13 protein-coding genes are annotated in these 15,589 nt (G+C 42.9%); 11 read left to right on the top strand and 2 right to left on the bottom strand.

Annotated features, from left to right (window positions below):
- Nucleotides 1–15: 15 nt before the first annotated feature.
- A complete protein-coding gene (locus tag HMPREF9145_RS03885) occupies nucleotides 16–825 on the bottom strand; it encodes an AAA family ATPase (RefSeq protein ID WP_007135524.1) in 810 nt (269 codons plus the stop codon).
- 102 nt (nucleotides 826–927) lie between these two features.
- Here HMPREF9145_RS03885 and HMPREF9145_RS03880 point away from each other — a divergent pair, with 102 nt between their 5' ends.
- From HMPREF9145_RS03880 to HMPREF9145_RS03830, 11 genes are all read left to right on the top strand, one after another.
- Entirely contained in the window at nucleotides 928–1,839 is a 912-nt protein-coding gene (locus HMPREF9145_RS03880; RefSeq protein ID WP_021825015.1) for a DMT family transporter, read from the top strand.
- Between the two features lie 121 nt (nucleotides 1,840–1,960).
- Nucleotides 1,961–3,250 (top strand): O-acetylhomoserine aminocarboxypropyltransferase/cysteine synthase family protein, encoded by a 1,290-nt coding sequence (locus tag HMPREF9145_RS03875; RefSeq protein ID WP_021825078.1) that lies wholly within the window; start codon nucleotides 1,961–1,963, stop codon nucleotides 3,248–3,250.
- A gap of 65 nt (nucleotides 3,251–3,315) precedes the next feature.
- Nucleotides 3,316–4,263: a cysteine synthase A gene (gene cysK, locus HMPREF9145_RS03870; protein WP_021825097.1), complete on the top strand. Its 948-nt coding sequence runs from the start codon at nucleotides 3,316–3,318 to the stop codon at nucleotides 4,261–4,263.
- Nucleotides 4,264–4,752: 489 nt separating this feature from the next.
- Nucleotides 4,753–5,544 (top strand): polysaccharide biosynthesis/export family protein, encoded by a 792-nt coding sequence (locus HMPREF9145_RS03865; RefSeq protein WP_021825044.1) that lies wholly within the window; start codon nucleotides 4,753–4,755, stop codon nucleotides 5,542–5,544.
- Between the two features lie 5 nt (nucleotides 5,545–5,549).
- Entirely contained in the window at nucleotides 5,550–7,826 is a 2,277-nt protein-coding gene (locus tag HMPREF9145_RS03860; protein ID WP_196809736.1) for a GumC family protein, read from the top strand.
- The gene (locus tag HMPREF9145_RS03855) at nucleotides 7,765–9,090 is read left to right on the top strand and encodes an oligosaccharide flippase family protein (protein ID WP_231369747.1); all 1,326 of its coding nucleotides are present in this window, start codon (nucleotides 7,765–7,767) and stop codon (nucleotides 9,088–9,090) included. Before HMPREF9145_RS03860 ends, HMPREF9145_RS03855 begins: the two co-directional genes overlap by 62 nt.
- Complete coding sequence (locus HMPREF9145_RS03850; protein ID WP_036906414.1) at nucleotides 9,071–10,285, top strand: O-antigen ligase family protein; 1,215 nt, start codon at nucleotides 9,071–9,073, stop codon at nucleotides 10,283–10,285. Before HMPREF9145_RS03855 ends, HMPREF9145_RS03850 begins: the two co-directional genes overlap by 20 nt.
- Before the next feature lie 16 nt (nucleotides 10,286–10,301).
- Complete coding sequence (locus tag HMPREF9145_RS03845; RefSeq protein ID WP_021825032.1) at nucleotides 10,302–11,039, top strand: glycosyltransferase family 2 protein; 738 nt, start codon at nucleotides 10,302–10,304, stop codon at nucleotides 11,037–11,039.
- Nucleotides 11,040–11,073: 34 nt separating this feature from the next.
- Nucleotides 11,074–11,946 carry an alpha-1,2-fucosyltransferase gene (locus HMPREF9145_RS03840; RefSeq protein WP_021824944.1) on the top strand — a complete coding sequence of 291 codons (873 nt, stop codon included), beginning with the start codon at nucleotides 11,074–11,076 and terminating at the stop codon, nucleotides 11,944–11,946.
- Between the two features lie 622 nt (nucleotides 11,947–12,568).
- Nucleotides 12,569–12,781 (top strand): heavy-metal-associated domain-containing protein, encoded by a 213-nt coding sequence (locus HMPREF9145_RS03835; protein WP_007135534.1) that lies wholly within the window; start codon nucleotides 12,569–12,571, stop codon nucleotides 12,779–12,781.
- 11 nt (nucleotides 12,782–12,792) lie between these two features.
- Entirely contained in the window at nucleotides 12,793–14,712 is a 1,920-nt protein-coding gene (locus HMPREF9145_RS03830; protein WP_021825166.1) for a heavy metal translocating P-type ATPase, read from the top strand.
- 84 nt (nucleotides 14,713–14,796) lie between these two features.
- Here the strand turns inward: HMPREF9145_RS03830 and HMPREF9145_RS03825 are convergent, their stop codons facing one another.
- Nucleotides 14,797–15,573 (bottom strand): hypothetical protein, encoded by a 777-nt coding sequence (locus HMPREF9145_RS03825; protein WP_036906412.1) that lies wholly within the window; start codon nucleotides 15,571–15,573, stop codon nucleotides 14,797–14,799.
- Between the last annotated feature and the right edge of the window lie 16 nt (nucleotides 15,574–15,589).

Raw genomic sequence — 15,589 nt, 5'->3', positions numbered from 1 at the left:
GTCTGCTGATGTCTTTTATAATGTGATGTCGGTAACCTCAGTTACATGGTCCATCCAGCCGTTCATGATGACTGCCGGACTATGCGTTGCCAAGATAAGTTGCACATTTGGGTTCAACTGTAGAATGAGATCAATAAGTTGTTTCTGCCATTCGAAGTGCAAACTAACCTCAGGTTCGTCCATGAAAAGCACGTAAGGTTTACAGTCTTCGACAAGAACGGTCAACAGAATCACTAACATTTGCTTCTCACCGCTTGACAGTTGATAAGGTGAAAGCACTTCTCCCAGTTGGGTAAAACGAATCTCATTCTCACTTCGAATGATACTTTTCCCCGTCTCTTTGAATAGATTATCGATGATGTTTTGAAACAGATTCTTCCCTTGAGAGATGCTTTGTGCCTGCTCAGTTGCGTCATTTCCTCCGCGCTGTAGCACCTCAATGATGCGGTTTCCGACGTTAACTTGATAGTCAAGATACTTCCGTTGCAATACAAATAGCTGCCAATCAAGTTCTGTTTTCAGGTTTTCCATTTGGGCAAGTGAGTCACTACTGACCATCGGTCGGTCGAAAGAACGAATCACATCGTATCGAATCCACTTGGCATCTGACGGTTGAACACGCAGTCGAACGCCTTTTAACATGTGGCTGGGGAACTCTCCTCCCTGGGCAAGTCCACGGATAACCTTCGATAATATCGTACTTTTTCCGACGCCGTTGATACCACTTAGGATGTTCACCTTGCGGTCAAGATTCCACAAAATGTGCTTTGTTCCACTCCAAAGTGACTCAATCTCTATCTGTTCTATATAGTCTGCGTATTTCATTTCCTATGATATCTATAGCGCAAATATAATAAATTAAATGCGATGTAGCATGTAGTAACGACATTTTTTAATACTTTTGTGTGCAAGAAATGATAGAAAGAAATGAATATTCGGCATAATCTTCCGTTGCGATCTCATGTGAGTATGTTAATGGCTGAAGTCTTTTGGGGACTTATGGCGCCTTTAGGTAAGGACGCAATGAGCCATGGTATCGATGGGATTACTATGGTATCACTGCGTGTTTTCTTTGGAATGGTACTCTTTTGGCTAACTGCTTTGTGTTTCAAACGGGAGAAAGTACCTCTTCGTGACAAGCTTCTTTTTGGTGCAGCAGGCCTCTTTGGACTTACGTTTAATCAGTGTTTGTATACTATCGGACTAAGCATCACTTCGCCAGTCAATTCAAGTATTGTCACAACTTCAATGCCGATATTCGCTATGGTGCTCTCTTTTCTCATCCTGAAAGAGCCAATCACACTCCAAAAAGCCCTCGGAGTATTCATTGGTTGCTGTGGAGCTGTGACGCTTGTACTAACGAGTGCAGCCGCAATTAGTGATAAAATAGGAGACATTCGCGGTGACTTGATGTGCATAGGTGCCCAACTTTCCTTTGCACTTTACCTTTCTTTATTTAATAAACTCATTAAACGTTACTCGGTGTTTACCGTCAACAAATGGATGTTTCTGTGGGCAACCATGTTCATTTGGCCCTTTACTTTCACGCATGTTTCAGGCGTTCAATGGAGCGATGTGCCTCGAATGAGCTTATTAGAAGCAGGCTTTGTCGTCTTCTTTGGTACGTATTTGAGTTACATTCTCACCATGGTTGGCCAGCAATATCTACGTCCTACGGTGGTCAGTATATATAATTATGTGCAACCGATTGTGGCAGTTTCCGTCAGTCTTGCAGTGGGATTATGTGTCTTTACATGGCTACAGGCCGTGGCAGTTGTATTGGTTTTCACGGGCGTTTGGTTCGTTATCAAGAGCAAATCAAGGCGAGAACTGCAATGAAATGATGATAGATACCATCATTGTGGTATGCAAAATGCCTATAATGTGCGATATGTTAGCTCATAATTAAATCCTACCTTTGCAACATAATTACTAACATCATAAAAGAAAGGATTAGACAATGAGCAACGAAAAGAAACTCCATTTCGAAACATTACAGCTTCATGTAGGACAGGAACAAGCCGATCCAACCACTGATTCACGTGCCGTTCCAATCTATCAAACTACATCTTACGTGTTCCATAATGCCCAACATGCTGCTGATCGCTTTGCATTGAAAGATGCAGGAAATGTATATGGTCGTCTCACTAACACCACTCAAGCTGTCTTTGAGGAGCGAGTTGCTGCATTGGAAGGGGGAGTTGCTGGCTTAGCTTTAGCCTCTGGAGCTGCTGCAGTGACGTATACCATCACGAATATTGCCTTTAGTGGTGACCACGTTGTAGCCAGTAAAACCATCTACGGAGGCACATATAACCTCCTCGCTCATACCTTAAAGCGACAAGGAATCACTACAACCTTCGTCGATCCTGACGATTATGATGCGCTCGAAGCAGCCATTCAGCCTAACACAAAGCTTGTATATATAGAGACGTTAGGTAATCCTAACTCTAACATTTCAGACATAGAACGATGTGCAGAGATAGCACATCGCCATGGATTACCATTGGTTATCGACAACACCTTTGGCACTCCATATCTCATTCGGCCTTTAGAGCATGGGGCAGATGTTGTTGTTCACTCTGCAACGAAGTTCATTGGTGGACACGGAACGTCTTTAGGTGGTGTCATTGTTGATGGTGGTTCCTTCGATTGGAAAGCCCAAGGAGATCGTTTCCCAGGCTTTACTGAGCCCGATTCTTCCTATCATGGCATTACGTTTGGTGACCTTCCAGCACCTTTTGTGACTCGAGTTCGCACCTTGTTACTACGTGATGAGGGCGCAGCGATATCTCCTTTTAACGCTTTTATCTTGCTACAGGGGCTTGAAACGCTTAGTCTTCGTGTTGAGCGTCATGTCTATAATACGCTCAAAGTGCTTGATTATCTGAAGCAACAACCTTTGGTGAAGAAGATTAATCACCCTGCTTTGTCCGATCATCCCAATCATAATCTCTACCAACGCTACTTCCCCAATGGTGCAGGAAGCATCTTTACGTTCGAGATTAAGGGCGATCAGAAGACGGCTTTCGACTTTATCGACCATCTAAAGATATTCTCTTTACTGGCTAATGTGGCTGATGTTAAGAGCTTGGTTATACATCCTTTGTCTACCACTCACTCTGAACTTAGCCGCGAAGAAGCAGCAGATCAGGGAATCTTTGAAAGCACTATACGTCTCTCAATAGGTACAGAACACTACCAAGATATTATTGATGACCTCGATCAGGCATTCGAAGCAGTAAAGTAAATGAAAGGAAAGGGGAGGCTTTTTATAGCCTCTCTTAAGCTAAACAAACATTAAGTACAGGAAATATGACAAAGATTTATAAACAGATAACAGACCTTATAGGTCACACTCCCTTAGTAGAACTCCCGAAATATTCAAAGTTTCGTGGTGTCGATACGCCTATTATAGGAAAAGTTGAGTATTTTAACCCAGGCGGAAGTGTTAAGGATCGCATTGCCTTGGCAATGATTGAAGACGCTGAAAAGGCTGGAAAACTCAAGCCGGGAGCTACAATCATTGAGCCAACGAGTGGCAACACAGGCGTTGGTTTGGCTTTAGTGGCAGCCGTGAAAGGCTATCGTCTCATCCTCACCATGCCCGAAACGATGAGCGTAGAGCGTCGTTCTTTGGTGAAAGCTTATGGTGCTCAGGTGAAACTTACAAGCGGAAAAGATGGCATGAAGGGTGCAATCAAGGCGGCAGAAGAGCTTCGTGACAGCATCGAAGGTAGCATAATACTCGGTCAATTCACGAATATGGCCAACCCAAGAGTACACTATTTGACCACTGGTCCAGAGGTTTGGAGTGACACAAATGGCCAAGTTGACATCTTTGTTGCAGGCGTTGGAACGGGTGGAACGATTACAGGCATCGGCCAATATCTAAAAGAACAGAACCCCAATGTACGCATTGTAGCCGTTGAACCCACTGATTCTGCAGTGTTAAGTGGTGGTAATAGTGGACCTCATAAGATACAAGGTATCGGCGCAGGCTTTATCCCTGACACCTACAATAGTGCTTATATAGACGAAGTTTTCAAAGTAGAGAACGACCAAGCCATACTTACTGGTCGCCTGTTAGCACAGCAAGAAGGTCTCTTAGTGGGTATATCTTCGGGCGCAGCTGCCTTTGCTGCCACCGAGATTGCACATCGTCCAGAGAACAAAGGCAAACAAATCGTGACGTTGTTCCCTGATACTGGAGAGCGTTATTTGTCTACTGTTCTCTACGCGTTTGACGAATATCCCCTCTAAAACTCCATGCTAAATTAACCACTAATAGGTGAGTTTGCGAGCCCTTTCGCTCTCTTTTCGGGGCGAAAGTGGCTTTAATATGATAAGCAAATCACACTATTTATTGTAAAATGCGGCTCGCATAGCTGCCACAACTGAATGTAAGCGCTGAATCATACAGGCTATTTGTAAAAACAACGCCACTCGCTTCTCTTTAGCTTTTTAATCAAACAATATTCTTGTTTCTGTCATCTTATAAACCATTGTCATTCAAATGGTTATAAGCATTCGGTCGAAAGGCATTATAACCTCCCATGATTTGAATTGTAATGTGCGTCATTTCATCGCATGATTTGCGTCATTTTATGCGGTAAAGTGTGCCGAATCACACGCTCATTTGCGTCATATCATTTTATCATCTGCTTTTATCGTTGAGGCTTTTTGCAACGAAAAAAGTTGTAGAAAATAAAATATCACGCGCACAAGAACGTTATAATACAAATAGAAAGTATGAATAACATCAAGATAAACACCTTATTTGCACTGCTGATTTGTGCGTTCTTAGCTGCTTGTACGCCTAAGAATTATAACTATTTACAGGACTTAAAGAATGGCGAAACAATCAGTTTGCCTACTAATGGCACTGTAACTTTCGAACCACAAGATAAGATTTCGGTTATTGTTAAAGGCAAAATTGCGGAGTTAAATAGCCTGTTTAACCATGCCGTTAGCACGAATTTGAACGCTGGTTCGGTGCAAGGTAGCCAATATGTTGTGGGGTATACGCTCGATAACTCAGGCAATATAGACTTTCCTTTGCTTGGAACAATCCATTTGGCAGGCCTCACTCGTGCGCAGGCTGAACAGCTTATCAAAACGAAGTTGGCTGAAAGTGGTTTGTTGAAAGATGCTACTGTGACCGTCGACTACATGGGATTGACTTACAATGTGCTTGGCGAAGTAAATTCTCCTGGGCGAAAATATATCACGAAAGATGAGACAACAATCTTTGATGCCTTAGGAGACGCAGGAGATATCAACCTATATGGCAAGCGCGATAGCGTCGTTGTAGTTCGTGATAATGGTCAAAGCAAGCAGGTGTTTATCGTCAATTTGAGCAATGCAAAGGATGTTTATACCTCGCCGGCATACTTTATTCATCAGAATGATCTTATCTATGTGAAGTCTAATAACATGAAGATTAGGCAGTCAACCGTCAATGGTAACAACACAAGTAACTTTGCTTTTTGGAGTTCTATCGCTTCAGTCTTGGCAACAATTGCCGTGTTAATCTTTAAATAATGGCTATGGATATCAAGGAATGTGAGCGTGTTGTTGTTCGAAAAGAACGTCCGTTGAACTATCATCAGTTTGTTATCAGCTGCCGAAAACATTGGTATTGGTTTGCTGTTTCAGCCTTTCTTACCACGTTGTTCAGCTTGATTTTCGTGCTAATGGCAATGCCTAAGTACGAGCGTTCGGCTGAAGTGATGATTAAAGATGACGACACTTCACGTGGTGTTTTGAATGCAGGCAGTCTCAGTATGTTCTCATCTCTCGGGCTGATGAATGTCACTTCAAATGTCAATAACGAACTAAAGGTGTTTCAATCTGTGGCGACAATGGAGAAGGTTGTAAGGAGATTGGGACTCATGACAGGCTATTTTAGTCCGCAATGGATAGGTAGTCGCGAACTGACGAAAGACGAAATGCCTGTTATGGTGACGTTTCCTGGCCTGAAAGATGACGATAAAGCGAGTTGTATTTTGCTGCTAAAGAAAGACGGAAGTCTGTCACTTTCCACCTTCAAACGCAATAAAACGGAGTTTGAAGAGACTGTTACGGGGCATGTAAATGAGCTGGTTAAGACACCACTTGGACGCATTGCTGTAGTGAAAAACGCCGCTTTTGCCAAGGCTTTTCAGGGAAAAGACGAGCTGAAATTCAAGCTTGTAAAATATGAACTCTATGATGTTGCTGAGCGTTTAGGAAAACATATCAAGATAAATCTTGTCGATGACCAAACCTCTGTCATTGATTTAAGCTACCAAGACATTAGTGCTAAGCGTGCGGATGAAGTGCTTCGGACGCTCATTTCGGTTTATCAGCAGTCGTGGTTAGCCGATAAAAACAGCAGCATTGATGCCTCTACATCATTCATTGACGCTCGAATTGGAAGCTTGGAAAAGCAACTTAGTGCGCTCGATGGTAATATTTCAAAGTTCAAAGAGACCCATAAGATAGTTGATTATGACGAGAATGCAAAGGCTGCTTTGAGTCAAATTGCGACGACAGATGAGGCATTACAGAAGCTCAACAATGAGCTTTATGTGATGAAACACATGCGAAACATGATGCCGAAATACGGCAAACTGCAACTCCTTCCGGCTAATCTTCTGCCACAAAATCAAAGTATCTCTTCGCAGATTCAAGACTATAACGAACTTATTCTCAAGCGAAACACTATTGCAGAGAATAGTAGTGGCAAGAATCCTATTGTTGAATCGTTAGATAACCAGATTTCATCCATGCGCTCAGCAATAGGAAATTCACTCGAACAAGGCGTCGAACAATTGCAGATTCAGACGTCAAAACTCAGTGCGGAAAAAGGCCTTTCAACGAGTCAAATGGCTTCAGTTCCGTCGAAAATTATGCAGATTCTGCCCACGGAACGACGCCAAAAGGTAGTTGAAGAGCTTTATATCTATTTGCTTCAAAAGCGAGAAGAGAACAGCATCTCACAGATATTTGGCACGAAGAACCTGCGAATTGTCACACCACCATCGGGACTTCAGGCACCTGTTTTCCCACGAAAGGGGCGCACAACTGCAGCAGGTTTCCTTATAGGCTTAGTGCTTCCACTGATTGTTTTGTTTGTAAAGGAGAGCCGCAACAGGCGTATTCGTGGGCTCAATGGGGTCGAAGGAGCTGATGTTAGCATGGTGGTTGCGCTGCCGTGGGTAAAAGATGGCGTTGTCACGGTGAGCAAAGAAGGCCGCGATTTGAATAATGACGCCTTCCGAAATCTGCGTATGCAGGTGGTCGAAAGTGGCGCTCAAGTAGTGCTTTTGACGGCTGTCACGCCACAAGTAGGACGGAGTTATGTTGCCATTAACTTGGCAAAGGCGCTCAGTTTGATGGGAAAACGTGTGGCATTATTTGATGGTGACTTCAGAACACAAGGCCTTCGGTCGCTCCTTGGCTTGCAGAATGCGCGCCAAAAAGACTTTACTGAGGTTGGAACAACATGGAAAGAAGCTCTTTCTTCGACGTCATTGCTTAAGCCGGTTGATGTCATTTCAGGAGATTGTTTGGCTCAAAACCCAGCTGATTTCCTTTCATCTGAGTCGTTCAAAAGCATCATTCAAGACCTTAAAAACACGTATGATTACGTTGTCATTGATGGTCCTTGTCAACGTTATATGACTGATGTCGCCTTGTTGGAAGACGTGAGTGAGCTGCAATTATTTGTCTTACGAGATGGTGTTTCGACAGTAGATGATGTTGAAAAGATAGAACATCATGCAGCCGAGATACACACTTCACCTGTTGGAATCATTGTTAATGGAACGCCTTCTGCGTAAAATCAAGTCGTCGGATATTGCAAAACGTATTGCAACGGGAGCCTTTTGGTCGTTGACAGGCACTGCCATTGGAAAGTTTTGTGTGTTGATTAGCGGCATTGTTTGTGCGAGAATCCTCGGTAAAATGACTTTTGGCGAGTTCGGAATGATACGTTCTACGCTCGGAATGTTTATCGTTTTAGGAACTACCGGCATAGGCGTTACGGCGACAAGATATATCTCTCAGTATCAAAAGGAAGAGAAAGCGCATGCTGCTTCCATTTATTTCATGTCGCAACGCTTTTCGTTTCTCACTGCATTATGCATTGCATTAGCCGTCTTTCTCTTTGCCGATACTATCTCTTCTGCCTTACTTCATGAGCCCAAGCTAAGCCTTTCGGTTCGCTTTGGCAGTCTGATGATCTTTCTTTCGATATTGAATGGCATGGAGAATGGGGTCTTATCAGGCATTGAAGCCTTTGATAAGATTGCACAAAACACCTTCTTTGGCAGTATCACGGAATCCATATTGATGCTTGTCGGAGCATATTTCTGGGGCTTGAATGGGGCAGTTCTTGGCTTTGGTAGTGGCATATTGATGCTCTATTTGCTTAATCATAGCTCGGGAAAAAAGCTTCTTCATCGCAAAGGAATAGACCTTTCACATCGTCATGTCATTCATTCCGATTGGCGATTAGTTTATCGTTACAGTGTGCCGGCTACCATTTCAGCCCTTAGTGTCACGCCAGCTTTCTTCGTGATTCGAGCCATATTTGTGCATCATGAGAGTTATTCGGCGTTGGCAATCTATGAAGCTTCCGACCAGATTAAAGTTATATTGCTCTTTATTCCCACGGCAGTTAGTCAGATTGTTCTACCGATATTATCAAGCATTCAGAATCAAAAGACGTTCAAAAAGACATTAAATCTAAACACGTTTCTTATCTTTGTCATCACTGCTTTGGCTGCAGGTGTAACCATCTTACTTAGTCATCAGCTGATGAACCTTTACGGATCAGATTACAAAGAGACGCTTCCGCTCGTGTTACTTGCCCTTTCTACCATCTTCTCTGCAGTCTCTAATGTCATCGAAATGTCTGCTTATAGCAAGGATTATGTGTGGAGTATGTGTGTCATTAATTTGATTTGGGCAGGCAGTATGATTGCATTTGCAGCCTTCTTTGTGGGAAAAGGTGCCGGAACAACAGGCCTTTCACTCTCTGTTTTGTTGTCATATTTGCTCAAAACTATTATCATAAGTATCTATGCCAAGTGTAAGATTTAGTCATGATTTGATGCATATCGAACGCCGATATTGGTTGTTTGGTGCAACGATTGTATTGTTCCAGTTGGCTGGTTACAATGCAATGACGTTGTCATTACTGGCATTTTCACTCATACTTTTGTTCTCTGCGGAGTGCTTTTTCAATAATGTTCAGGCGTTGAAATGGTTCTTATCGTTTTGTATAGGAACGCTGTTTATAGGGCTCATCAAGTTGTTTTTCAATGATGCCAGCATGAAATCACTCATGATGTGGGGGCAGTTTTATCTCCTTTGCTTTGCACTTCTCGGCTTGAAAGACCGCAAACAAGCACTCCAAGTGTTGAAAATCGTGGTCTATTTAATCTTTATCGGTGACCTGATTTCCAATCTTTTACTCATGCTTGGCTTTGATCTTCCGTGGTCATCTCTGCCTCCCAAGCGCATAGGAGAGTTCTTTCCACGCTTCACTGGCATTAAAAACAACACGTTATATTCAGGGAGTATCTCTTTTCTTGCACTCTGTTTCACGCTCCACGAGCGTCAGTTGCCCAAGTATCTCCATAGACTTTTGCTGGCGATGATGGTCTTTAATCTCGTTCTTGCAAGCTCTTTTCGTTACTATATTGCTTTGTTTTCGGTCGTCATCCTCATCAAATTCCGACTTTATTCGCGTCAGAAGTTGTTAAAGATGGGCTATGTTGGCACAATCATTCTTGTGGTCTTGGCTACTTGGTTGACGCGAACCATCAGTTTGAGTAACAGTCTTCGCTGGCAATTATGGAACAACACATTGGATAGAATCACTGAAAATCCGTTGTCAGGTATAGGATTTATGTTTCAGGAACTAAGCGAACATTCGATGGTTAGCTATCATAACTTAGCCATGTCTGGTGTTACCGAGTCGACGATTCTTTTGATTATGCTCTGCTTTGGCCTCCCCATGACGTTGCTGTTTCTGGCAGTTATCGCGCAAACCCTATCGAGAATGCGGTTCTCTTCGACCTATTCCGTCACGTTAGGACTATTCCTTAGTCTTTCGTTAGACCTCTTTTGGGGTGGTAGTTGGGATAATATTCTCTCATTAAGTCTGTTCCTTCTGAGCCTTTATGGCATCAATCATGAGGGCTATTTCCAGCAAAGGGCAGAACGATATCTATCAAAAGAACAGCGCGAACCGCAGTGTTTAGCAGATGATTCCCCTAAGTTGAACGAATAACTTCACATAGGTCATTATGTTTTTCACGATTATCATCCCCACCTATAATAACCTTTCGTTGCTGAAACTCGCTTTAAGTTCGTGCCAACGCCAGCGTTTCAGTGACTTTGAAGTCATCATTACAGACGACTCTACCAATGAGGTTATCGAGGAATATGTTTCTCATCTGCATTTGCCTTGGCTGAAATATCATCGCAATCAGCTATCGCTCGGAGCGATAAACAACTGGAATCACGGACTAACCTTAGCCAAAGGAGACCACATTATAGTGCTACATCACGACGAAAGTATGGCATCTGATGACTTCCTTACACGTGTTTCGGCCGCCTTTTTGCCTCAAGTTGATGTTGTGGTTAGCAATGTTTCAGTGGATGGAAGGCGGCAAAAGTGGTGGCTTCATCATGTGTTGTCACCCTTGCTTTTGCATTTCCCAACAACCTTGTTTGCCTGCAATTTCATTGGTCCTACGGCTTGTTTATGCTTCAAAAAGGAGCAAATGCAGTTGTTTAATCCTTCACTTTGTTGGGCCGTTGATTATGAATGGTATTACCGAATGCTTCAAACCAGCCACGTGCGCTATCTAAGGACGAATTATATCCGGTCACATCATGGCCACAAAGGGCAGATTTCGCAGACCATTGACATTCAAAAGGTCAGGCAAAGTGACAATGAAACATTGCGTAAAATGTATGCATCTCATTTGCGCATACGTTTATTTATATTTATAGGAAAAGCCATTCGCAAATTCCTTTAGGCTTTACATCGTAAACGAACTCATTGATATAGACATGAAAATCATTAAGATAATCGGCGGACTTGGCAACCAAATGTTTCAATATGCGTTAGCCATTGCATTGCAACAGCAATATAAAGACGAGGAGATTCGGCTGGACTTGAACTGCTTTCGAGGGTATAACAAGCATCAAGGATATTTGCTTGACGAGATTTTCGGCCGCAGATTTCGAGCTGCTTCTCTTCAAGAAGTGGCGCGATTGGCTTGGCCTTATCCGCATTATCAGCTTTGGCGAGTGGGTAGTAGAGTGCTTCCGAGGCGACAAACCATGGTGTGTGAGCCTGCTGATGGCAGCTTTTCACCAGACGTTTTGATGCTTGAGGGTAACCGATATTATGATGGTTATTGGCAGGATGAACGCTATTTCAAGGCTTATCGCAAAGAGATTATCGAGGCTTTTAAGTTCTCTCCGTTCGTGGGTGACGGCAATCGACACGTTGAAAACATGCTTAGAAATGAGCGCTTTGCTTCTCTTCATGTTCGAAGGGGCGACTATTTGAATGATCCTTTGTATCAAAACACGTGTGGAATAGACTATTATCAGCGTGCCATTTCACAAATGAATGCAATGGCAAACCCATCTTGTTACTTTATCTTTTCAGACGATATCGCTTGGTGTAAGACACATATTGAACCGCTATGTGAGGGACATCGCCCGTACTATATAGACTGGAATAAGGGTAAAGAGGCTTATCGTGACATGCAACTCATGGCACTTTGCAAGTATCATATCATTGCAAACTCTTCTTTTTCGTGGTGGGGCGCATGGTTGAATGACGCAGAAGATGGCATCACAATAGCCCCACAGCAGTGGTATGCGCATGGAAACAAACCCTCTCCAGCGTCAGAATCGTGGATAAAAGTCTAAATGTTGTGGGATGAAATGAGTGTAAATACGGCTCTTTTTACCTGCATTTAATCTGTGATATTGTAAAGATTATATCCTGATTTTTAACACTTCATGAAGTCACCAAATAGCGTTTGGATTGTCGAAAAATAGTGTTTATTTGGAGGAAAAGTCGTAATTGTGGTGTAATGTCAGGTGTTTTGTCTCGTCATTTGATGCAGTTTGTGATGCCAAATGACTGAAACGGCCTTGTGATTTGACTGTTTTTATGTTGCAATCTCAATGGAATCACCATGTGTTTTAATGTAATTTTATGCTCTTTTTCCTGTGTTTTTATATAACTGTTTGATTGATAACGAATTGTAAAGTGTGGTTTTTTAGGCCTTATTTCGTGTGAGATGACTGTTCGTTTAGAATAAGCTCGTAATTTGAAAGCAATTGTAAAGATAAATCATAACTATCAGCTTATCTTTTATTTTCAGTTTATGAGTCAGTTTGTTTGCTTCATTTTCGCCCCTTGTTCAGTAGGTGTGGTGCTGTTGTTTTCCATATATTTATAACATTTTTCCAAGATTATGTAACACGTTAGCTTGTTTTTTATCGTACCTTTGCACTCGAACAAAACAATTAAAACAATAAGATTATGACAACAAAGACATTTAATGTAAACGGAATGAAGTGCATGCATTGCAAAGCAAACGTAGAAAACGCAATACAATCTCTTGATGGAGTACAATGTGCTTTGGCTGATATTGAGGCCAAAAATGTTAAGGTTGACTACGACGAAAGCCGTGTAAAGGATGCTGATCTCAAGGCTGCGGTTGAGGGAGCAGGCCATTATGAACTGCAGATTTAATTCATTTGCCGATGAAAAAAACAATTCCAGTCGTTGGCATGGCATGCTCGGCATGCTCTGCTAACATAGAAAAGAAACTCTGTTCTTTAGCAGGTGTGAATTCCGCTTCGGTCTCTTTGCCGGGGCGTTCGGCGCTTGTTGACTTCAATCCTGACGTCATTTCACTTGATAAAATGAAGCAAGAGGTCAACAATATAGGCTATGATCTTGTTATTGAAGCAGACAGAAGTGTGGATGAAATAGAGCGACGCGCGTATCGTTTACTGCGTCGTAAGGCTCTGCTTTCATGGGTTTTTGCCCTCCTTGTGATGGCAATCTCAATGCGTTGGATTGTGATTGGAGGTCGCAATATGGCTAATCAAGTGTCGTTGTTACTGGCACTTGCCAACATGATTTATTGTGGAAAGTCGTTCTATGTCACGGCATTTAAGCAGCTGAAACATGCCACAGCGAACATGGATTCGCTTGTAGCGATGTCGACAGGGATAAGCTTTCTCTTTAGTGTTTTCAATACTTTCTGGGGCGAAAGCGTGTGGGGTAGTCGCGGAATAGAGTGGCATACCTATTATGATGCAAGTGTAATGATTATCACGTTTGTGCTTACTGGTAGGCTATTGGAAGAGAAAGCGAAAGATTCAACGGCTTCTTCCATTCGCCAACTGATGGGACTTCAGCCCAAGACGGCACGCATTGTGCAAGATGGAAAGATAGAAGAAGTGCCCATTTCAACCATAGAAAAGGGTGATATTCTTGAGGTTCGGGCTGGTGATAAGATTCCCGTTGACGGCGAAGTAGTGTCTGCTGAGAGTTTCATGAAAGCCAATGCAGCCTATGTAGACGAAAGTATGATCACGGGAGAACCTACACCTTCGGAGAAGATTCAAGGCAGTAGGGTACTTGCTGGCACGATACCTAACCAGGGAAAGTTACGCATGCGAGCTCTTCAAATAGGTGAAAACACGGCGTTAGCACACATCATTCAGATGGTTCAAGAGGCACAAAACAGTAAGGCACCTGTACAGAGAATAATCGATAAAGTGGCTTTAATCTTCGTGCCAGTTGTTATGGGTGTGTCTGTCGTTACCTTCTTCTTATGGTGGATTCTCGGTGGAAATGCAGCCTTGCCTCACGCCATTTTATCAGCTATTGCCGTATTAGTTATCGCCTGTCCATGTGCAATGGGGCTCGCAACGCCTACCGCTTTGATGGTTGGAATAGGTAAAGCGGCGCAAGAAAAAGTGTTGATTAAGGACGCAACGGCTTTGGAACGGATGCGTAAAGTCAATGCAATGGTGATAGATAAGACCGGCACTTTGACGATTCCTAATAAGGATATTGACTTTACAAAAGCTGATAATCTGCCGCTCGAAGCACGCGAAACATTGAAGCCTTACGCTCAAGAAGCAATGCAAGAACTACAAGATGATGGTGTAGAAATATATATGATGAGTGGTGATAAGGAAGAAGCCGCACGATATTGGGCTTCAAAAGCTGGTATAAAACATTATAAAAGTAAGGTACTTCCACAGGATAAAGAGAACCTCGTTCGTAAGCTTCAACGTCAAGGAATGACTGTAGCCATGGTGGGAGATGGCATTAATGACACACAAGCTTTGGCTCTTTCGGACGTCAGTATTGCTATTGGTCGTGGCACAGATGTAGCCATGGATGTGGCTCAAGTGACACTAATGGGCGACGACTTAAGGGCTATTCCTAAGGCCATTCAATTGAGTAGACGCACTGTTTCTATGATAAAACAGAACCTGTTTTGGGCCTTTATATACAACGTTGTGTGTATACCTATGGCCGCAGGAGCATTATATCTCTTTGGAATTAGCTTTCAAATAACGCCTATGTGGGCCAGTGCTTTGATGGCATTCTCAAGTGTTAGTGTCGTATTGAATAGCTTAAGACTGAAGTTTATGGCTTAAGTGATGACCTAAAAGGAAAAGCGTAGAAGAGTCCTTTCATGGATTTCATCTACGCTTTTCTTTTATTTTGTGGTACAAACTCTATCAATATCGTGGAGTAGGATAGTTGTATTGGTCGAAATATTGTAGGCCTTGGTTGTGATACCACACGCCTTCCACGTTGAGTTGGATACTGAATTTGGGATTAAAGTTATATTTAACAGCTGCTCCAATGACGTCCGCTCCAGGCATACCTATGCCAGATGACATCGGATAATACATGCCGAAGCGTCCTGGAAAGCCATATCCCATGTAGCCATATCGGTTATAATAGCGGCCATAATTACTGGCAATACTCTTTTGTCCGTATACCCATGCCTCCCAATGTTCATTGAAACGATAGCCAAGAGCAGCGTAAAGAACTCCATCCCGATAAGAGTCTCCGCCCCAATTCATGTTTTGTAAGTAGCCACCTGCAGCCAACCAAAGCTTCTGATCTTTGCTAATGGGGGCAAGATAAGTGGCGCTTAGGCGTTGAGCAAGACCGCCGTGATGGGGTAGGTTCTTACCAAATGTGGCGAAAGCAGATAGATCTACGGAGACATTTAGCCCTTTGTGGAGTCCCCAACCATAATCATATAGATAAGGTGTAAGCACACTTGGTGCGACAACTTCATTTTGTTTGTCTTGCAAAAGCTCTGGTCTTATCGACTCACCTGTATAGACAACCTTTGATGTATCGGTATATATTGTGTCACCAGGAAGTAGCCATCCCTTGCGAGGAGCATCGAAACTATGAAGTGGTCCCTCATGAATCTGCGTCTGTGCCTGGGCAGATAGCACGCAGATTAGCGCGATTATAATGACATATATTCTTTTCATTGCGACAAAGATAGCA

This window comes from Segatella salivae F0493, assembly GCF_000477535.1.
In the GTDB taxonomy this organism is placed as follows: Bacteria; Bacteroidota; Bacteroidia; order Bacteroidales; family Bacteroidaceae; genus Prevotella; species Prevotella salivae.
This window is presented reverse-complemented; position numbering and strand designations above follow the sequence as displayed.